21 protein-coding genes are annotated in these 19,492 nt (G+C 61.7%); 11 read left to right on the top strand and 10 right to left on the bottom strand.

Translation table 11 applies throughout. From position 1 onward, the window contains the following. Positions 1–45: 45 nt before the first annotated feature. On the top strand, positions 46–2,091 hold the full coding sequence (locus tag AC1VVK_RS21945; protein ID WP_482905313.1) for an alpha/beta hydrolase domain-containing protein: 2,046 nt from the start codon (positions 46–48) through the stop codon (positions 2,089–2,091). Here the strand turns inward: AC1VVK_RS21945 and AC1VVK_RS21940 are convergent, their stop codons facing one another. The 9 genes from AC1VVK_RS21940 to AC1VVK_RS21900 form a co-directional block, all read right to left on the bottom strand. Beyond that, the gene (locus AC1VVK_RS21940) at positions 2,092–2,550 is read right to left on the bottom strand and encodes a hypothetical protein (protein ID WP_482905312.1); all 459 of its coding nucleotides are present in this window, start codon (positions 2,548–2,550) and stop codon (positions 2,092–2,094) included. 37 nt (positions 2,551–2,587) lie between these two features. Then, entirely contained in the window at positions 2,588–4,255 is a 1,668-nt protein-coding gene (gene tnpC / locus AC1VVK_RS21935) for an IS66 family transposase (protein ID WP_482902653.1), read from the bottom strand. Between the two features lie 122 nt (positions 4,256–4,377). Continuing rightward, positions 4,378–4,725, bottom strand: coding sequence for an IS66 family insertion sequence element accessory protein TnpB (gene tnpB / locus AC1VVK_RS21930; protein WP_482902652.1), 348 nt, complete (start codon positions 4,723–4,725; stop codon positions 4,378–4,380). Next, on the bottom strand, positions 4,722–5,093 hold the full coding sequence (tnpA, locus tag AC1VVK_RS21925) for an IS66-like element accessory protein TnpA (RefSeq protein WP_482902651.1): 372 nt from the start codon (positions 5,091–5,093) through the stop codon (positions 4,722–4,724). Before tnpA ends, tnpB begins: the two co-directional genes overlap by 4 nt. Before the next feature lie 49 nt (positions 5,094–5,142). Continuing rightward, positions 5,143–5,352: a TetR/AcrR family transcriptional regulator gene (locus AC1VVK_RS21920; RefSeq protein WP_482905311.1), complete on the bottom strand. Its 210-nt coding sequence runs from the start codon at positions 5,350–5,352 to the stop codon at positions 5,143–5,145. Further along, positions 5,349–7,007 (bottom strand): carboxylesterase/lipase family protein, encoded by a 1,659-nt coding sequence (locus AC1VVK_RS21915; RefSeq protein WP_482905310.1) that lies wholly within the window; start codon positions 7,005–7,007, stop codon positions 5,349–5,351. Before AC1VVK_RS21915 ends, AC1VVK_RS21920 begins: the two co-directional genes overlap by 4 nt. Before the next feature lie 22 nt (positions 7,008–7,029). Then, a complete protein-coding gene (locus AC1VVK_RS21910; protein WP_482905309.1) occupies positions 7,030–8,499 on the bottom strand; it encodes an LVIVD repeat-containing protein in 1,470 nt (489 codons plus the stop codon). A gap of 37 nt (positions 8,500–8,536) precedes the next feature. After that, positions 8,537–8,665 (bottom strand): hypothetical protein, encoded by a 129-nt coding sequence (locus AC1VVK_RS21905; RefSeq protein ID WP_482905308.1) that lies wholly within the window; start codon positions 8,663–8,665, stop codon positions 8,537–8,539. 286 nt (positions 8,666–8,951) lie between these two features. Beyond that, entirely contained in the window at positions 8,952–9,416 is a 465-nt protein-coding gene (locus AC1VVK_RS21900) for an Lrp/AsnC family transcriptional regulator (RefSeq protein ID WP_243652487.1), read from the bottom strand. Positions 9,417–9,572: 156 nt separating this feature from the next. Between AC1VVK_RS21900 and AC1VVK_RS21895 the strand changes: the two genes are divergently transcribed. From AC1VVK_RS21895 to AC1VVK_RS21855, 9 genes are all read left to right on the top strand, one after another. Next, a complete protein-coding gene (locus AC1VVK_RS21895) occupies positions 9,573–9,839 on the top strand; it encodes a hypothetical protein (RefSeq protein WP_482905307.1) in 267 nt (88 codons plus the stop codon). After that, positions 9,836–11,071, top strand: coding sequence for a thiamine pyrophosphate-dependent enzyme (locus tag AC1VVK_RS21890; protein ID WP_482905306.1), 1,236 nt, complete (start codon positions 9,836–9,838; stop codon positions 11,069–11,071). The genes AC1VVK_RS21895 and AC1VVK_RS21890 overlap by 4 nt, the downstream gene beginning before the upstream one ends. Further along, on the top strand, positions 11,068–12,090 hold the full coding sequence (locus tag AC1VVK_RS21885; RefSeq protein ID WP_482905305.1) for an alpha-ketoacid dehydrogenase subunit beta: 1,023 nt from the start codon (positions 11,068–11,070) through the stop codon (positions 12,088–12,090). The genes AC1VVK_RS21890 and AC1VVK_RS21885 overlap by 4 nt, the downstream gene beginning before the upstream one ends. A 4-nt stretch (positions 12,091–12,094) precedes the next feature. Further along, positions 12,095–13,366: a dihydrolipoamide acetyltransferase family protein gene (locus AC1VVK_RS21880; RefSeq protein WP_482905304.1), complete on the top strand. Its 1,272-nt coding sequence runs from the start codon at positions 12,095–12,097 to the stop codon at positions 13,364–13,366. Between the two features lie 81 nt (positions 13,367–13,447). Next, the gene (locus tag AC1VVK_RS21875) at positions 13,448–13,867 is read left to right on the top strand and encodes a GlcG/HbpS family heme-binding protein (protein ID WP_482905303.1); all 420 of its coding nucleotides are present in this window, start codon (positions 13,448–13,450) and stop codon (positions 13,865–13,867) included. Between the two features lie 94 nt (positions 13,868–13,961). Beyond that, on the top strand, positions 13,962–14,711 hold the full coding sequence (locus AC1VVK_RS21870) for an SDR family NAD(P)-dependent oxidoreductase (protein ID WP_482905302.1): 750 nt from the start codon (positions 13,962–13,964) through the stop codon (positions 14,709–14,711). A 100-nt stretch (positions 14,712–14,811) separates the two neighbouring features. After that, on the top strand, positions 14,812–15,579 hold the full coding sequence (locus AC1VVK_RS21865; protein ID WP_482905301.1) for an SDR family NAD(P)-dependent oxidoreductase: 768 nt from the start codon (positions 14,812–14,814) through the stop codon (positions 15,577–15,579). A gap of 124 nt (positions 15,580–15,703) precedes the next feature. Next, the gene (locus AC1VVK_RS21860) at positions 15,704–16,285 is read left to right on the top strand and encodes a TetR/AcrR family transcriptional regulator (RefSeq protein WP_482905300.1); all 582 of its coding nucleotides are present in this window, start codon (positions 15,704–15,706) and stop codon (positions 16,283–16,285) included. Positions 16,286–16,412: 127 nt separating this feature from the next. Then, positions 16,413–17,174, top strand: coding sequence for an SDR family NAD(P)-dependent oxidoreductase (locus tag AC1VVK_RS21855; protein ID WP_482905299.1), 762 nt, complete (start codon positions 16,413–16,415; stop codon positions 17,172–17,174). A 43-nt stretch (positions 17,175–17,217) separates the two neighbouring features. Here AC1VVK_RS21855 and AC1VVK_RS21850 read toward each other — a convergent pair whose 3' ends face one another. Further along, the gene (locus AC1VVK_RS21850; RefSeq protein ID WP_482905298.1) at positions 17,218–18,372 is read right to left on the bottom strand and encodes an FAD-dependent monooxygenase; all 1,155 of its coding nucleotides are present in this window, start codon (positions 18,370–18,372) and stop codon (positions 17,218–17,220) included. A 211-nt stretch (positions 18,373–18,583) separates the two neighbouring features. Between AC1VVK_RS21850 and AC1VVK_RS21845 the strand changes: the two genes are divergently transcribed. Beyond that, positions 18,584–19,483, top strand: coding sequence for an SMP-30/gluconolactonase/LRE family protein (locus AC1VVK_RS21845; RefSeq protein ID WP_482905297.1), 900 nt, complete (start codon positions 18,584–18,586; stop codon positions 19,481–19,483). Positions 19,484–19,492 lie beyond the last annotated feature (9 nt).

The raw sequence follows: 19,492 nt of genomic DNA, 5'->3' as shown, positions 1-19,492 counted from the left end.
TGCCGCGCCCGACCTACCGAACTATACAGGACTACGGAGACACCCATGGCGCTGACACGCCTCGTCATCGAACACAGCGAGCCCTATGCGGGTGGCCACTCCTGGGGCGAGGCCGGCCCATACGAACGCCTGACCGGCACGGCATGGTTCGAAGTCGATCCCGCCGACCCGCGCAATGCCGTGATCGTCAATCTCGATCGCGCTCCGCGGACCGCGAGCGGCAAAGTCGCCTTCCGTGCTCCGGTGATCCTGCTCAAGCCTGTCGACATGGGGCGAGGCAACGGCAAGATCTTCCACGACATCAATAATCGAGGCAATACCGACCTCGGGCCGGTCGATGACGCGTCGAAGGTCAACGGGCAGGTCGCGCAGCAGCTCCGCATGGGTTTCGTGCTTGTCGATGCGGGCTGGCACGGCGACGGCATTCCCAATCCAGTGCAGCTGTTCCCCGATTTTCCAGTCGCCACGCAGGTCGACGGCTCGCCGATCATCGCCAATGTCCGGCTGGAATTCTCGGTCCCGGTACCGATGCTGAGCCAGCCCTTCGCCCCTTTCTGGCGCGCTTACGAGACGGCCGATACCTACACCTCGGCCTCAAGCCTCGTCATGCGCGAGCGGGCATGCGGAGTGCCGGTCCCGGTGCCTGCCGACAGATGGGCCTTCGGGACGTGCAACGACGGTCTGGACAGCCTGACGCCCTCCACCACCGACATCACGCTGTTCGACGGCTTCAGCCCGGACCGGCTCTACGAGCTGATCTATCCGGCCAGGAACCCGATCGTCATGGGGCTGGCCTATGCGGTGACGCGCGACCTTGCCGCATTTCTGCGCTCGGCCGCAGCCGACAACGAGGGCACGCCCAATCCATTGGGCTTCTCACCCCAGCGCCCTGCGCGTCGCTCCTATGCCTATGGCGCCTCCTCGACCGGCATGTATTTGCGCGAATTCCTCTATCTGGGCTTCAATGAGGACGAAGTTAGCCGAAAGGTCTTCGACGGCGTGTTCATCAACACCGGAGGGGCCAATCGCCTCTTTGCCAATGTCGAATTCGCGCACCCCACATTCTATGCCGCGCAGGACGGCCATGCCGACTATCTTTCCAACGCCCAATCGCCCTTCACATTCGGACCCTCGCTCGATCCGCTGACCGGCCGGACCGATGGCATCCTGAAGCGTCCCGCGACTGATCCGCTGGTGATCGAGGCTGTCGATGAGAACAGCTTCTGGACATGGAAGAACTCACTCCAGGTCGTCGATGGGCACGGCAACGCCATTGCTCAAGCCGACAACGTGCGGCTCTATTTCAAGGCGGGTTCGGGTCATCTCGGCATCTATGGACTGCTGAGCCCGCCGGTGACGCCAAACGGTTTCATGGGCGAAGCCCGCTACCCGGCACAGGCCCTCGATGCACCAGCCTTCAACCCGCAAGCCATCGAGCGTTCGCTGCCCGGCCATGGCGGCGCGTTGGTGGTCGTTCTCGACGAATGGGCGGACCGGGGAATTGCACCGCCGTCCAGTACCTTCCCGACGATCGAAAACGGTGGGCTGATTACGATCGAGGAATACCAGGCGCTGTTCCCGGATATACCGGATTTCCAGCCGCCCGCCGTCATCGCCGGTCTGGATCTGCTGGACTTCGGACCGGAGTTCGGCCCGCACGGCGGACGCCTCACCACGCTTCCGCCGTGCCATGGTAAGAGCTACCGCCTCTTCGTCCCGCGCCCGGACGCAGACGGCATCGCGGTGGGGGACTTCCGCCCGATGGAAGCGGCGGTTCCGCTGGGCACCAATGTCGGCTGGAACCTGCGCCGCGAAGGATGCCGCGGCGGTGACCTCTGCGGACTGGAAGGATCCTACCTGCCGTTCGCCCGAACGCGCGAAGAGCGGCTTGCCGCAGGCGACCCCCGTCTTTCACTGGAAGAGCGCTACGGCGACCACGAGGGATTCGTCTCTGCTATCCGCAAGGCCGCGCAGGAACGCGTTGAAGCCCGCTTCATGCTCGAAATGGACGCCCGAGCATGGATCGAAGCGGCCAAGGATTCCGATGTCCTGAGGGAATTACCGCGCACGCGTTCCCTCCAACGCGCATAGTCAGTGCTGTGCCAGTCTGCCTCGCGACAGCAGGGGTTCCAGAACCTTGTCCCACTCGGCGACGACGTCGAATTCCCGGCCCTGCCGCAACCATTGCTGAGCAAGGCCCTGCATGACCGCCAGAACGTGGCGGCTGTTCGAGGCCGGCTCGGCAACATAGGGAGTCAGCAGTTTCTCCAAGAGTTCGAGCGTCATTTGCTCGCGCTTTTTGAACCAGTCGTGCGCGACATGCCCCGTTTCCAGAGACTCGGCCTGCAACAGCAGCACGAAGCGGGTAATCACCGGGTCCGCCACCGACCGGCGAACCATCTCCCGCATCAGCGTGACGATCGATTGCCAGGCCATGGCCGAATGGTCCTGCGCATGTTCGACAGCCTTGATCAGGGGCTCGGCTGCTGCTCTCTCGCTTGTTTCGAGGGTGTCGAGCACTCCCAGCAGCAGGTCTTCTTTCGTACGCATTCGATAGCCGCCGCGAGGTTGTCGCGTTGACGGAGGTTCAGGCGACGAGTTCCTCGGCGGCCTGCTGCTGAGCGGCCTTCCAGTGCCACGGGAGGAGTTCATGAAGGCGGTTCTGTGGAATGTCAGCGATCCGGTCGAGGACGTCGGTGAACCAGGCGAGCGGATCGACTTCGTTGAGCCGAGCCGTGCCGAAGAGGCTGAACATCATCGCCGCGCGCTGGCCGCCGCGGTCCGAGCCCACGAACAACCAGGCTTTTCTTCCTCGAGCAACGCTGCGCAGCTGACGCTCCGCGGCGTTGTTTGAGAGACATATCCGGCCATCGGCGAGGAAGGTGGTGAAGCCCGCCCAGTCGTTCTGAAGGTAGGCGATGGCCTTGGCCACGGCATCGTGACGAGAGAGCTTGCTGCGGGTCTCGTGCATCCAGGTTTCCAACTCGGCCACGATCGGAGCGGACCGCTCCTGACGAACGGCGAGGCGCTCGGCAGCAGGCTTGCCGTTGATGTCGCGCTCGATGGCAAAGAGCCGATCGATGATCTCAAGCGCCTCGGTCGCCAGCGGCGAGATGAGTGGCGTGGCGCCCTTCTTCTTACGCTTGAGCTGCTGCCTGAGGTCGACGAGCTTGAAGAATTCCCGGCGCCCATGAGCCCAGCAATTAGCGCGCGTCATGGGCTTATCCGCCCAGCCTTCCTCGAACAGGGCATTGAAGCCGGCATACCTGTCGACCTGGAGAATACCCGTATAGCCGGCCAGGTGGGCGCGAGGATGCTCGCCCCTGCGATCGCTCGAGTAGTAGCACAGCGCCACTGGAGGCGCCGGCCCGCCGAACGGGCGATCGTCGCGCACATAGTCCCAGATCCGCGCCACTTCGGTCTTCCGTTTTGCTAAAAGCGGAACGGTGGTGTCGTCGGCATGCAGGCGGTCAGCGGCGAGCCCATGGGCCTCCAGCAGCAAGAACAGCGGTTTCACCACCACGCAGATCGCGCCGATCTGATCCGCGAGCGTCGAGAGGCTCAAGGGGATGCCTTCGGCCTCGAGCCGATCGCGCTGGCTGTTAAGGGGCTGGTGCAGACCGTACTTCTGGAAGGCCAGGTTCGCCAGGAAGTGCGGCCCGAACATTCCGCGCGGCGTGACGTGGAAGGGCGCCGGGGGCTGGCTGATCTTCTCGCACTTACGGCAGGAGACTTTCTCCCGGACCGTCTGGATCACCTTGTGGCGAGCGGGCACTCTCTCGAGCGTCTCGGTGATCACCGCGGGGAGATGGCTCAGATCGTCCGAGCCGCAGCACGGACACAGCTCTGGCGCCGGGATAATGATCTTCTCGCGCGGCACGTCGGCCGGGAAGTCGCGGCGAGTGGATCGCTTGCGGGTAAACGCTGCAACCGTAGTGGTCTTGGCGGCCGCAATTTGCCCAAGCAGTTCGGCTTCGCTCGCGTTGGCCGCGAGTTCCTCGAAGGTCAGTTCGAGCTGATTGAGCAGATGCCGGCTGCGCTCGGAGCTCGCGCCGTATTTATCGCGGCGCATCTTCTCGTTCATCAGCTCAAGGTGCGCGTTGCGAGCCAGCAGGTCGGCATTGATAGCCCAAACTTTGGCGACCTGCGCCTCGGCCACGAGTGCTTTGACCTGGGCTTGTTCTGCCTGTTCACGAACGACGGCGAGCTCGGCGCGTAACTGGAGAAGCTCGTCGGATGCGTCGCTCGAGGCCATGCCCACTTATAGCATCAGAAGCCCACAAACCCCAGACTTTTAGCCACTTTTCCGCAGATTTTGCCCTCGATCCGGTGCTCGACCAGGCGCGAGTTTTGTCTCACCCTGATTGACGCTGGCCATCAGCCAACCTGCGTCGGACGCCAGGTCTCCTGGGGGTTGCGCCAGTCTATACCCTCGAGCAGGCAGGCCATTGCCGAAGCCGAGATCGCGACCGTCCCGTCCTTTGCGGCGGGCCACACAAAACGCCCCTTTTCCAAACGTTTTGCATATAACGACATCCCGAGGCCGTCATGCCACAATATCTTGCACAGCGATCCGCTCCGGCCCCGGAAGACGTACAGGTCGCCGGCGTGGACGTCCTTTTTCAAGGCCTCCTGAACTTGCAAGGCGAGCGACCGCATTCCGCGGCGCATGTCAGTATGACCTAACGCGAGCCAGACCTTGCTTCCGTTCGGGACAGGGATCATCGGATCAGCGCCTTCAGAACCGCCGCGGCCACGCCCGGCGGTGCCGATGCGTAGATGTTCACGCGCCGCCCGCCAGGCAGATCCACCACAACAGCGGGCGGCGACGCTAACTGTTTGCTACATCCGTCATCCAGCACGACGGCTTCGACGAAGCCGACCTCCACCGCCGCTGAAGAGCCTGCCGCGCCAGCCCCAAAGCAAGCCTTGCGGCGCCAAGTGTAAATCAGCCCCGTCGACACGTCATACTGGCGAGCTACACGCGCCACGCAGGCACCCGGAGAAAAGGCCTCGGCCAAAATCTTCGCGCGCTCGTCCTCACGCCAACGCCGCCGACGCTCAGGCCCACCGAAAACCGTGATTTGACCCACAACAACCGCTCCTACGACCGCTCTCAAGAGCGTCCTTAAGAGCGATCCATCACCATCCGAACAAGGCGACCCTCAACGGATGCGTACCTTCTTTCGAATGGAAGTAATAAAGAAGACCCGCGCCGGACATCCCGCAGCGATCCGCAAGACCATGGACCGTCAAGCCGTGAAAGCCGAGTTCGGCGAACATGGCGATTGCCTCTTTCAGGATCGCATTTCTCCGCTCCTGAGGCTTCCAGCGATCCTTCGATTTCGTCACGCACGGCCTCTGGCGACCGGATCGCGTGCGACAGGGTCCGGATCGTTAACGACACGGGTGGAAACGTCGAAGATCATGTTGGGACGTGTCCGGCTGTCGTAGCGCGGCCATGCCAACCGGCTTCCTGCCGGATTGCCGTTTTTCGCAAAGTCGAGCCATGCCGTCATCATCATGTCAGACAGGCTATCGACCTCCGGTCCCTCGCCAATGAACTGGACAGGGACTTTCGTGCCGAACACCAGCGGCACTTCGGTTCCATGCGGACTGCGCAGCACACGGCCCGCTACGCGCGGCTCGTAATCAACGCGGTAAAGGTACACAGGCGCAGCGTTTTGCGCCGACTTGCGCTCCGCCATTACGATCGAATCGGAACGGAACAACCGGTCCGTCATCATGGACGACACCAGATAGCTGGGATCGTCATGAGGATAGGCCGCGCGATAGGCGGCGAAAGCAGCCGCGCCGCGATCGCCCATGACGGCGGCGAACCGCTCCCGGGCATGCTCTTCGCTCATGGCGCCCAGTTCGGGGTCCCCTGCCATAAAAAGAGTGGCCTCGTCCTTTGCAGACCCCACCATCAGCGGGATATTCCGGCTGAACGCAGTCGCCGCCGGGTCGAACGGGTCGGCCGGGATCGAGCGTCCGTCCACCATCGGCGCAAGCGTCCCTGCCGCCAGCCCGGTCCCGGCCGAAGGCAGGCGCACTGCGGACGCAGCGGCAATGATCTTCTGGCGATCGATTGTCTGCATTGTGTGCACGTCGGCCTTGGAAATTCCCAGCCGGGCAATCGTCTGCTCGGCGATCTCCTGTGCATCGGACTTCGAGACCAGCGAGACGATCGGCCCGCTCATCGCGATCGCCTTGTGGAACAGGCCCTGAGCGGGCGCCATTCCCAGCAGGGTTGAGACCTTGGCCCCACCGCCGCTCTGTCCGAAGATCGTTACGTTATCCGGATCGCCCCCGAAGGCGGCGATATTGGCCTGTACCCATTGCAGCGCGAGCACAATGTCGAGCATGCCGACATTGCCGCTATCGGCAAAATCCTCATGCAAGCCGCCAAGATAAAGATAACCCATCGCATTGAGACGATGGTTGAGCGAAACGAACACGACATCGCCGCGCCGGACAAGTTCGCTGCCGTCCGTCATCGGATCGAGGCCCGATCCCATCGCAAATGCGCCGCCGTGGAGCCAGACCATGACCGGCCGCTTTCTCGTGGGCGAAGCATCAGGCGTGATGACATTGAGGACGAGACAGTCCTCGCTCTCGCCAAGCTGGGCATTGGTCAGGTTGGCGACCGCCATCATCACCGGAAGGCCCGGGGCATGGGGATCAACCTTACCCATGATTCCGGGCAAGGTGATCATGCCCTGCGGCGCCTTGTGGCCGAGGGTATTACACGCGCGCACGCCGCTCCATGGCGATACTCCCTGCGCCGGCTGAAAACGCCGCAGGGAAGTGTCGCCTCCATAGGGTATACCAAGGAAACGCGAGACTCCGCCGGCGCGGGCTCCCGTCACTTTCCCCGATGTCGTATCCACCACGCCCGTAGCAGTCGGTTCGCCCGCATCGGCCATACCCGGCAGGGTCATGGCCGCCGCGCCTGCCAGCGCGGTGCCCAGCACTTTTCTTCGGTCCCATGCGCCATGGTCCATGTCAGTATGCTCCCCTTCCCGGTCATCGTGCGCGGCGCGGCACCGCCAGCCCCAGCGACTTGCGCAGTTCCGGCTTGAGTTCGATCACGTAGAACCCGCTCGCATTGCAGGCGAACCAGATCTGGCCGCTCTCACCCACGTAGCGGACGTGGGACATGCAGGGGTCGCCAGGCTTGAAATAGGCGATCTCACGCGGATCGGCCGGATTGCGCAAGTCTACGATCCGAAGGCCCGCGTACATGAACGGGAACAGGCCCAGCCGGGTATTGTCGGCGTCGTCGACATCCTGGAAGTGCGTGGCGGCCGTCCCGACGCGTCCCACGATACCTCCGGTGGCTTTTTCCATTGTGCTGGGCGTTGGGCAGTTCTCCTGCCGGTTCATCGCGAGCCGGAACTCGCCAACGATCTTGGGATTTTTCTCGTCGGCAATGGAAGTGATGCGCGGCCATGCGCCCGGGCAGGCGCCCAGTTCGCCGGCATTCACTATATAGGGAACACCGCCAATCCGCGCGCGAGCCGGCGAATGCCAGCCGGCGTGAGCAGCCGCTCCGATCAGCCGCAGCTTGGGATCGACGCGGCCTTGTGCAAAGTCGCTGTTGTCGAAGATGAACAGACCGCCTGCATCCTGACCGACCGCTGCCGGTGACGGAACGCCGGGCTTGGGGTTGCGGAATTCGTGCTCCGCATCCGCGCCCTGCGATGTCGTGACGCCCACATAGATGCGCGAGGCATCGGGGCTGAAGACAAGCTCATGCGGCGCGAACGGGAAGCTGGTACCGTCGGGGCGCGTTGCTTCGAATTTGCCGACGAACCTGGGGCTGGACGGGTTGGAAATGTCCATGATCTGGATACCGCCGGCCCCCGTGAAGGGATTGAGCACGGTTCCATAAACGAACCGGCCGTCCGGCGAGATCGTGATCGTGTGCACCGGCTCCGGCCACTTGATCTCGGACTTCAGTTTGGGATCGCCACAGGCATGAACATCGTAGATCGAAAGCCAGCCCTCGTCGGGACCGCCCATCCCGGAAACCCCGCCGTAGGTGCTTGCCGCCAGGATCGCATGATCCTTGGTCGTGGATGCATTCAGGGTTTCCGTCGCGTAGATGGCGCCCTTGTCTTGCAGATACCGCACGGTCTTGGGCGCGGCGGGATTGCTCACGTCAATCACTGCGACCCCGGATGTCGCATCGACGGGAAGCTTGAGCAGCTGTCCGTCCGGTTTGATCGTCATGCCCGAGGCGACGTAAGCGCAGGCGCCCGACCAGGCCATGGCAAGATTACCCGTCCGACCGCCAATGTCCGAATGACCGACGACATTCACGCCGCTCGAGTACGGTGTGGCAAGCACTTTGCCCGCTTCGGCCTCGACAGTCTCCCCCTGCTTGCCCGGCTCAGGGCGGTCCGCCGTCGCTGCGACAGCTTGGGAGACCGGCAGCGAGATCGCCGCACATCCGACCAGAAGGACAGAGCCGAGCGCCTTCAGTGTCATCATCGATTTTGTTTTCCTTGCCTGCATTTCCCTCACCCTTTCAATCGACAACGTCGGGGCAGCGACCGTTCTTGCGCATCCGGCGCATCGATCCGTCTTGCCCCGCGCAAGTCCAGTTCGGCGTATCGAGGCTGTCTAAGTTGGTGCTTTCCCGGTGCAGTTCCGTCACCGTCCGACTCCCCTTCGGCCGGTCCGCTTTGCAGCGAACTCGTAACCTACCGAATGTTTAGTAGTCTTTCTTGTTTTGGCAAGTCCGCGGGTGAAATTGAATTGCCAAGCTTCGGGATAGCATTGCCAAACACCTTGAGGCGCGCACTACCGGACTTTCGGGCACGACCGCGCGAGCTGGACGAAACTTGTGCCGCGATCGCCTCCAGAGTTTTCGCTTAACGTGGGCCTGACGTCCGTTCAGACGGTCTAGCGCTGGAAGAGGCGATCGAAGACGACGGGGCCTTTCAATAAATCGGCAGGCGCGTGGTAGCCTTGATTTCCGAAAGTGCGACCAGTGAATTGATTTCCTGCACGCCTGGCACCAGCGAGAGCTTGTCGAAAAAGAAGCGCTCATAGGCGCCGATATCCTTCGCCACGATGCGCAGGATGAAGTCGATGTTACCCATCAGCACGTAACAATCGAGCACCTCCGGAAACCCCCGAATCGCCTCGGTGAAGGCCTCCAGATTGGCGCGTCCGGTGGCCGTCAGTTTCACTTGCGCAAAGATCTGAGCGTTTAGCCCCAGAAGCCCCCTGTCGAGCAAGGCAACTTGCTCTCGAATGTAGCCATTTTCTTTCAGGCGCTGGATCCGCCTCCAGCATGGGGCTTGAGACAGCCCGATCGCTTCGGCGATTTCAGCGGTAGACTGCGCGCAATTGCGCTGCAGCTCACCCAAAATCGCTTTGTCGAACTCATCGAGTTCATCGATCGACATTTTTCTTAAAACCTCCAGTTTTGGTAATTTTTATGCGAGGCGAGCGCAATGGGCTCAAATTGCGCAATTTTTTTAAGCCCATCCGCGGACTATCTTCCGTTAGTGCCCGCCCGCAGAGCAGGCCCTTCACCGGGAAGAGCATATTCCTCAATGTATACAACAAAGCAATTTCTCGTTCGCGCCTGGTCCGATCCGGCAACCGTGTCACGCGTGGTCAATCCGTTCGTGCAGCTTGGTCTGATCCCTAGGCGGATCGAGGCGCAGGTGCTGGAAACCATGATGGAAGTAACGATCACGCAGGATGGCCTGGGCATGCCCGAAGCCGAGCGGCTGGCCGATAAGCTCGGCAACATTTTCCTGGTACAGGATGTCAGCCTTCACGACGTCGTGGAACGCGAGTTGGATCCCGCGACATGAACTGGCCAGCAAACGGGCCGCATCTCCACATTCCCGAACCTTGCACGAGGCCCGGAGACGGCGCCGACTTTTCGGGTTTCGTCATCCCGCCCGCAGGCTCCGTTCCCCGGCCTGCAATCGACGCGGATCCGGCAGCGATGCGTGCGCTCGCCTTCGATCTCATCCGCGTCCTTGATGAAAACCATCAAGCCGTGGGTGAGTGGAACCCGCACTTGACGGACGAGACACTCGTCGCCGGCCTGCGCGCGATGCTCCTGACGCGTACATACGACACCCGCATGATGCGCGCCCAGCGGCAAGGCAAGACGAGCTTTTACATGAAGTCCACCGGCGAGGAGGCCGTGGCGGTTGCAGCCGCCATGGCGCTGAATCCGAAGGACATGTGCTTCCCAACCTACCGCCAGCAAGGCCTGCTTATCGCGCGTGACTGGTCTCTGGTTGAAATGATGAACCAGGTCTATTCCAACAGCCATGACCGCCTGAAGGGCCGGCAGATGCCGGTCTTCTATTCAAGCCGCGAAGCCGGATTCTTCTCCATTTCCGGAAACCTCGGAACGCAGTTCAGCCAGGCGGTCGGCTGGGCCATGGCATCGGCTTCGGAAAGCGACCCGCGCATCGCGGCTGCCTGGATCGGCGAAGGCGCCACCGCCGAAGGCGACTTTCACCACGCGCTTACTTTCGCCAGCGTCTATCAGGCTCCGGTCATTCTGAACGTCGTCAACAACCAATGGGCGATCTCCTCATTTTCGGGGATCGCAGGCGGCGAGCGTGCGACATTCGCTTCACGCGGCATCGGCCACGGCATTCCTTCGCTGCGTGTCGATGGCAATGACTTCCTGGCCGTGCACGCTATCACGGACTGGGCCGCAAAGCGCGCGCGCATGGGCCTTGGTCCGACGCTCATCGAATTGTTCACGTACCGTGCCGAAGGCCATTCGACTTCGGATGACCCAACTCGCTATCGGCCCAACACGGACACCGCCACGTGGCCCCTTGGCGATCCCATTGCGCGCCTCAGCGACCATCTCGCTTCGCGCGGATGCTGGTCGGCAGCGATGCACACCGCACTGGAACGCGAGGTCAAGGAAGTGGTGGACGCCGCCGGGCGCGAGTCGGAAAGTTTCGGCACCCTCAAGGAAGGCTCCCGCCTGCCCGCCTCGTCGATTTTCGAAGACGTCTACAAGATCATGCCTCCGCATCTGCGCGACCAGCTGGCGGAGTCAGGCTTATGAACGCAACACAATCTCTCAGCATGATCCAGGCGATCAACGAGGCCCTCGACGTCGCGCTTGAGCGCGACCGGATGGTGACGATTTTCGGGCAGGATGTGGGCTATTTCGGCGGCGTCTTCCGGGCGACTGAAGGGCTTCAGAAAAGGCACGGGTCACACCGCGTTTTCGATGCGCCCATCAGCGAAGCAGGTATTGTCGCCGTCGCCGTCGGCATGGGTGCATTCGGCAAGCGCCCGGTGGTGGAAATCCAGTTCGCCGACTACATCTACCCGGCGGCGGACCAGATCATCTCCGAAGCCGCTCGCATGCGCTATCGCACGTGCGGGGAGTGGTGGTCGCCGATTACCGTGCGCTCACCTTACGGCGGCGGGATCTACGGCGGTCAGACCCACAGTCAGTCGCCGGAAGGCATATTCACGCATGTGGCTGGCCTGAAGACCGTCATTCCCTCGAACCCTCACGACGCCAAGGGGCTTTTGCTGGCTGCGATCGAGGATGACGACCCGGTTCTCTTTTTCGAACCCAAGCGGCTCTATCACGGGCCGTTCGACGGCCATCATGAGCGCCCCGTTCAGTCCTGGTCCGATCACCCGGACGCCGAGGTCCCGCAAGGGCACTATACAACGCCGCTCGGCAAGGCGCGCATCGTGCGCGAAGGGGATGAAGTTACGGTCCTTGCCTATGGAACCATGGTCCATGTCGCGCTGGCGGCTGTGCAAGAGACCGGCATCGATGCAGAAATCATCGATTTACGTACCCTCATCCCCCTCGACCTCGACACCATTCGTCAATCGGCCTCCAAAACGGGTCGCTGCGTCGTGGTCCATGAGGCTACGCGAACTTGCGGTTTCGGCGCCGAGCTTGCGGCCCTGGTCCAGAAGCACTGCTTCTTCGATCTGGAGGCTCCGGTTGAACGTGTAACCGGTTGGGACACGCCCTACCCCCATGCTTTCGAATGGGAATATTTTCCCGGCCCTGCGCGTGTGGGGCAGGCGCTCAGACAGATAATCGAGGTGTGATGAGGTGACGACGTACGCATTCAAGCTTCCCGATATCGGGGAAGGAATCGCGCAGGCCGAGATCGTGGGATGGAAGGTCGGTATCGGTGACTGGGTCAGCGAGGACGATCCCATCGCGGATGTTATGACAGACAAGGCCACCGTGGAAATGTCGGCTCCCGTTTCGGGCAGGTTGCTCCAGATCGGCGGTGCGGAAGGGGACCAAATCGCCATCGGCAGCATGCTCGCCGTCTTCGAGCTGGAAGGAGAGGAAACTCCCGATAGCATTCCCTTGGTCCAGATGGATATGGCGACGGCAGAACTCGCATCGAACACCCATGAAATGCTCGCGAAGGTCGCGACCGTAAGCGATGGATCGTCGGAACAAGGCCCTGCGCCTTCGGACAGCCATTTGTTCGGGGCTCCGCCCAATTCGGCACGGGCCGACCGGGTCGCGGCCTCTCCCGCAGTCCGCGGCCGGGCGAAAGAACTGGGTATCCCTCTAAGCGAAGTCCGGCCGGGTGCCGACGGACGCATCCGCCATGCCGATCTCGATGCGTTTCTCCGCTATTCCGAAAGCTACCGCCCCTCAGGCGCAGCCCGTAAAGACGAAGCCATTCGCGTGATCGGGCTGCGACGCCGGGTGGCCGAGAATATGGCGGCGGCCAAACGGAACATACCGCACTTCTCCTACATCGAAGAGATTGATGTCACTAAGCTGGAAGCATTGCGCGCCGATCTCAATGCCACTCGCGGCGAGCGGCCAAGGCTTACGATCCTCCCGCTTCTTGCAGTGGCGCTATGTCGCACAGTGCCGGCCTTTCCGATGATGAACGCACTCTACGACGAGGATACCGGCATCGTTACCCGCAAGGGCGCGGTGCACTTGGGAATAGCCACACAGACCGATGCAGGTCTGACGGTACCGGTCGTACGCGATGCCCATTCGCTCAATATCTGGCAGCTTGCGAATGAGATCGCCCGCCTTGCCGCCGCCGCTCGCGACGGCACGATCCGCGCCGCCGAATTATCGGGATCGACGCTGACGATTACCTCGCTCGGCCCGCTGGGAGGGATCGCCACAACGCCGGTGATAAATAGACCTGAAGTCGCGATCCTTGGCCCCAACAAAGTTGTCGAGCGGCCTGTCGTCAGGGATGGCAGGATAGAAGTCGCCAAAGTCATGAATCTGTCCGTGTCATGCGACCATCGTGTCGTGGATGGATGGGATGCCGCCAGCTTCGTGCAGGCGATGAAGCGGCTGATCGAAACACCGGCCCTCCTTTTTGTCGACTGAGCGACAATAAGCGTCTCGCATCAATCGGCTAACCGCACCGGGCGCTGTCCCGTGCCAAATTCATATGAGGTCACTTCTCCCATGATTGAACTTGCTCAGGCACGTGCCGTCATTGCCGCTGCTCGCGCCAAAGGCCGCGAATTGGGGCTTAATCCACTCACCGTCGTAATCCTCGATCCCGGCGGACATCTGGTCGCCCTCGAGCGCGAAGACAACTCGGGATTCGGCCGACCCGACATTGCACTCGGCAAGGCGGCCGGGGCCCTTGCAATGGGTGTATCCAGCCGCAAGCTGGGCGATATGGCGGCCGAGCGCCCGCAGTTCATGGGCGCCCTTTCCAGCGCATGGAATGGCAAGCTCATTCCTGCTGCAGGGGGCGTGCTGATCCGTTCGCAAACGGGCGTATTGCTCGGCGCCGTTGGCGTCAGCGGGGACGTTTCGGACCACGATGAAGCAGCAGCCTTCGCCGGAATTGAAGCGGCCGGTCTCGCAGTCGGCTGAGCCGAGACCGCTCTCGGCCGAGTGTACAGACCGCACGTCGGGCGACATTCCTCCCTCCATGCTCGGCAAAAAACTAAAAAACCGGAGAGACAGATTGAGACTTAACGACAAGGTCGCACTGGTGACGGGCGCAGGCTCGGGCATCGGGCGGGCAATCTGCGAACTGTTCGCGGCCGAAGGGGCCCGTGTGGTCTGCGCCGACATCAGCGGAGCCCAGGTGGATGTTGCCGCTGCGATTGGCGAGACCGCCTATCCCGTCCATGCCGACGTCACACAAAGCCGGGACGTCGCCGCGATGGTCGCTGCGGCGCAGGCGCGATACGGCCGACTGGACATTCTCATCAACAATGCGGGGATTACCGGCGCGATCGACGCTCCGCTTCATGAGCAGGACGAGGACGCGTTCGATCTTGTGGTGAACGTGAATCTTCGCAGCGTTTTTCTCGGCATGAAGCATGCCATTCCGGCCATGCTGCGAACCGGGGGAGGCGCGATCGTCAATACGGCTTCCGCCTCGGGGCTGGTCGGATGGAAAGGACTGTCGTGCTACTCTGCGTCCAAGGCAGCGGTCATCCAGCTAACCAAGAGTGCGGCGCTCGATTACGCCAAGGACCGTATTCGCATCAATGCGATTTGTCCCGGTACCACTTGGACCGGAATGGTTCCCTGGTCGGAAGGACTGCGCGAACCACCCGAAGGGACGGCCGTGCTGCCCAACATTCCGATGGAGCGCTGGGGGTTAGACCGCGAAATCGCTTCGGCTGCGGTCTATCTCGCCAGCGACGAGGCCAGCTACGTAACCGGGATCGCGATGCCGGTGGACGGTGGTTATGTCGCCGCCTGATGGAGGCTTGCGGCGATAGATTGACGCTCTCATTCCGCGCCGCTAACAATATGACGAACATGCCCGCAGCATGTGGGCGGCCGTCGTGGGAGCAGAAGTCATGGCATCGGGATATCCGCGTCTGGAAGGCAAAGTCGCGATCGTTACCGGAGGAGGCCAGGGGATTGGTGCAGCGATTGCTGTCGCTTACGCCCGCGAAGGAGCCCGCGTTCTGATCACTGGCCGAACCCGAGAGAAGCTGGAAAGCGTCGCCGCTGAAATCGAAAATTCGGGCGGCACATGCGCCTATGAAGTCGCGATCGCGGGCGAACGGGAACAATCGGCGAAGGTCGTAGAACGCGCGATGCGCGATTGGGCTCGCGTCGACATCCTCGTCAACAATGCCCACAGCTTTACAGACTACCTCCCGTTAGCCGACCCACTGATGGAAGAAAATTGCCGGATCGATTTCCAGTCCGCATTCTTCGGCTCCCTCCAGTTCATGCAATTGTGTCATCCGCACATGGCTGCCCGGCGCGGGGGATCGATCATCAACTTCGGCTCAAGTTTCGGCATTCGCTGCGAGCCGGGGTTCCTTGCCTATGCCGCATCCAAGGAGGCGATCCGCACGCTTACACGAACCGCGGCCAGGGAATGGGGAACCGACGGCATTCGCGTAAATACGATCCTGCCTTCGGCGATGTCTCCCAAGGCACTGAGCTATCTTGAGGAAAGCCGAAGCTACGATGCCGAACTGGCCAAAGTCGCGGTCGGGCGCTTCGGCGAGCCCGCCGACATTGCGCCGACCGCGATTTTCCTGGCCAGCGACGAATCCGCCTATGTCACCGGCCAGACCATTGGTGTCGATGGCGGCTCCACCATGCTGTGAACCGGGAAGGCCCCTGCCCTTTACTTCCGTCGGAGCTGCGTGAAGAACGCCTGTCGTGACGAATGTACGGTAGCGCCCAAGCAAAGTACGCGAAGGCTGGACCGCGAAGGGGTTGAACGAGACGATGACAGTCAACCGGCGAATGGGGCCACCGGGATCTGCCGTATGGCACCGGATGCTGGACGGGGCCGAGGCGATCCTGCGAGATGAAGGGTACGGAGTCCTCACCTCGCGCAGCGTGGCTGAACGCATTGGCGTCAAGCAGCGACTGGTTTACTATTACTTCGCCACGATGGACGAATTGATCGTCCAGACATTCCGGCGCCTCGCCTCGCGGGAGGTCGAACGGCTTGAAGCCGCGCTCACCGGCAACAATTCACTGCACGAGGTATGGGACGTCTGCGTCCACACCAGCGATACCCGAATGGTCTCCGAATTCATGGCGCTGGCCAACCGCATGGAGCCGCTTCGCGAGGAAGTGGTCGCCTATATCGAGACGACGCGGCGCATTCAAATCGCAGCGCTCGAACAGGCTCTCGGCAAGGATCTGGCAGCAAGGATGCCCAAGGCCGCCATCGCGATCCTGGCCACGAGCGCGGCACTTACGCTCCATCGGGAGGCGGCTATCGGGATCACCTTGGGACACGATGAGGTCATGAAGGTGATCGAGGAATTCATCGCGCATTATGCGCCGCTGAAATCGTAAGAAAACCCTCTCCCGACGGCCTGGCGGCCACGAGAATTGACAGTGTCGCGGCCTGCTAATAACCTGACGAACATGACGGGCGGCGCGAATATTTTTCGCGCCGGAATCCGTGCAGGGAGGCATGGCTATGGCTACTAAGCGAACCGCACTTATAACGGGAGCCGGCGATCCTGCCGGCATGGGCGCCGCAATCGCCCGCCGCTTCGCCCGATCGGGCATGAGCGTGGCCGTGCTCGATATCGTGGAGGAAGGTGCAAAAGAAGTGGCTGCCTCCATCACGGCGGCGGGCGGCAGCGCAATTGCCGTGACTGCAGACGTGACCGACAGAAGGCAGGTAACAGAGGCCGCCGAACGCGTCCGCAGTGCCTTTGGTCCGATCGGCGTGTTGGTAAACAATGCCGCAATCGAAGGCTGGTGCAAGTTCGAGGATCTGACCGACGAACTGTGGGACCGGACGATGGAGGTCAATCTCAAGGGGGCGTTCATCGTCACCCAGACCGTGCTTCCCGATATGGAAGCGGCAGGCTGGGGCCGTATCGTAAACATCTCCGCTCTGGGCGGCCAGATGGGCGGCGTGTTCGACATGAGCCATTACAATTCGAGCAAGGGAGGCATGATCAGCTTCACCCATTCGCTCGCCATCGGGCTCGGCGCCAAGGGCATTACCGCCAATACCGTATCGCCCGGCTTCATCGACACACCGATGGCCCGTAGAGCCATCGAGACCAGCGCGTTTCCGGTCGATCACCGCGAGATCCTCAAGTCCTATCCGATCCCGCGACTGGGCAGCGCCGAAGATATTGCGGCCGCCGTCGCCTTCTTCGCTTCCGAAGACGCAGGATACATCACAAACCAGGTGCTGGGCGTGAACGGCGGCTGCTACAACTGAGGAACTTGCAAGGTCGGTGGCGCCGGCTTTGTCCGGCGCCGGCTCAGACCCGTGCAAAATCCCCAGGATCGATCACGATGGCATTCTTCGCCTTGTCGATAGCGGGCACGACAATATCGCCATAATAGCCTGGATCACGCTCGAACCGCTCATCACGGGTCAGATCGGCTATTGCCTGGTTGAGTTCGACAAATGGCCTCATCCTCGCTTCGTACCGAGCGAATGCCGCAGCGTGATCTTCGGGCGATCGCGCAATCTCGCTCGCAAGGACGAACCCGCCAACGATGGCCAGCGTCGCGCCCTGACCGGAATATGGCGAAGGACAATAGGCCGCGTCCCCCACAACGGCGATGCGACCCTTGCTCCAGCGGTCCATCCGCACCTGAGCGATGAGCCCGAGATAGAAGTCCGGCGCAGATTCCATTGCCTCAAGGAAGTGGCCTGTCTTCCAGCCGAGATGCATGGTCCGCTCACGAACCCGGGCCATCTGTTCTGCGCGATTTCCGAGGTCTTCTCCAAGACTTGCCGGCACGCTGAAGCAGACGCGCAGTTGGTCGTTCTCGGGCGTGGGATAGACCATATAACCGCCTGCCGCCCCTTTGTAGCTGATCTGCCAATCCTTGAGGCCCAGAGTGTTCGGCGCCGTAAAGGGCGCAAGCGCGATGCCGAACGGACGCAAGAATTCTACATCCTCTCCGAAACACCGGCGCCGCAGATCGGAGCGCAAGCCTTCGGCTCCAATCACCAGATCGAAACGTCGCCGCTCTCCGCTCTTGAAAGCGACATCTACGCCCTCTGCGGTCTCTTGCACGTCGACAATGGAGTTTCCGAAACAAACCGGAACCTCCTTCGGCAGCGCATTGACCAGTGTATTGGCCAGTCGGTCGCGCAAGATCTCGATGTCAGGGTTATCGAGCGGCCCGCCGGAGATCGTCATCTCCTCCGAACGCCAGACTTCTTTCCCGTCATCATCGATGATCGAGACACCCTTCATGCGCATGGCATTGGCGCGCACGACGTGCTCGAGATCCATTGCCTCAAGAACTGTCAGAGCCTTTCCGCGGACATCGATCGCATGCCCGCCGCGTGGTCCAGTCGAAAGACGTTCGACCAGTACCGGGCGAAAGCCGAAGCGATGCAGCCACCATGTGGTGACAGGCCCCGCGATGCTCGCTCCCGAAACGAGGATGTCTTTCATGTCGCTCTCCGCACGTGTTCGTCAAGATGATAGCATCTTCGATGCGGAGAGTGCAGGCTAGGGAGCGACAATCGCTCGGCCGATCTCTTCGCAGGTGAGCAAACACGGGGAGCCGTCAACGGCATTGACCAGCCCTGCGTAATCGCTAACAAATAGACGAACAAAAGGAATGCGCGACGTCCATCAAGGTGCCGCATCATGGGAGATGAACATGGAGGTGGTCGATGCAAGTGCCTATCTGGTGATCGCTGAAGGCACGTATCTTGAAGGACTGTCCTACGACTTCCGACGCGGTGTGATCTGGTACAGCGACGTGATCGCCGGCGGCATCCACGGTGTGAGGCCTGACGGAACGCCCGTTGCCAGTTTCAACGAAAGCCGGATGTGGATCGGCGGGGTGATGATGAACGAGTGCGGCGCCGTGCTCTCAAGCGGTCAGGGCGGCATCATGTGGAACGATCCCGACAACGGCAAGTCAGGCTGGCTGATCCGCGAACTGGAAGGGTTGCCCATCAACGGCATCAACGAAATGTGGCCCGACGGCGAAGGCGGCATCTTCTTCGGTACCAATGACATCGATCATGTGATCGCCGCACGCGACACGCGCCCGACCGCCATCTACCGGATGAGCGTGGAGGGCCGGGTTACCAAATTATCAAACGAGGTCTATTTCTCGAACGGCGTCGCGCACGATCCGCTGCGCAGACGCTTCTATTGCAGCGATACCTTCCGGACTTCTCTGGTTTGGGATGTGACCGACGACCTCTCGCTGCAAAATCGCCGGACCTTTTTTGAGAAGGACGACTGCGACGGATTGGCGCTGGAAGAGGATGGCACAGTCCTCCTGACGGGGTTTCGCTCGCCAGGCCTGATCACGCGCGTATCACCGGAGGGGCAGGAACTTGCACCACTGATAACACCGGATGGTTCCACGACTCAGATCCGCTTCGGAGGCGAGGATCTGCGCGATTTCTATATCAACGTGGTGCCGGGGGACGGCGGGGACAGCCTGAAGGAAGGTCGCCCCCTTTCCGGACGTTCGCGCCTTTATCGGGGCAGGAGCGCGAAGGCCGGAATGCCTGTGGTTCCCTCGCGCTTCACGCTCTCCTGATAGACGCGG

It is taken from the genome of Novosphingobium sp. BL-S-32, from assembly GCF_056857055.1.
This window is presented reverse-complemented; position numbering and strand designations above follow the sequence as displayed.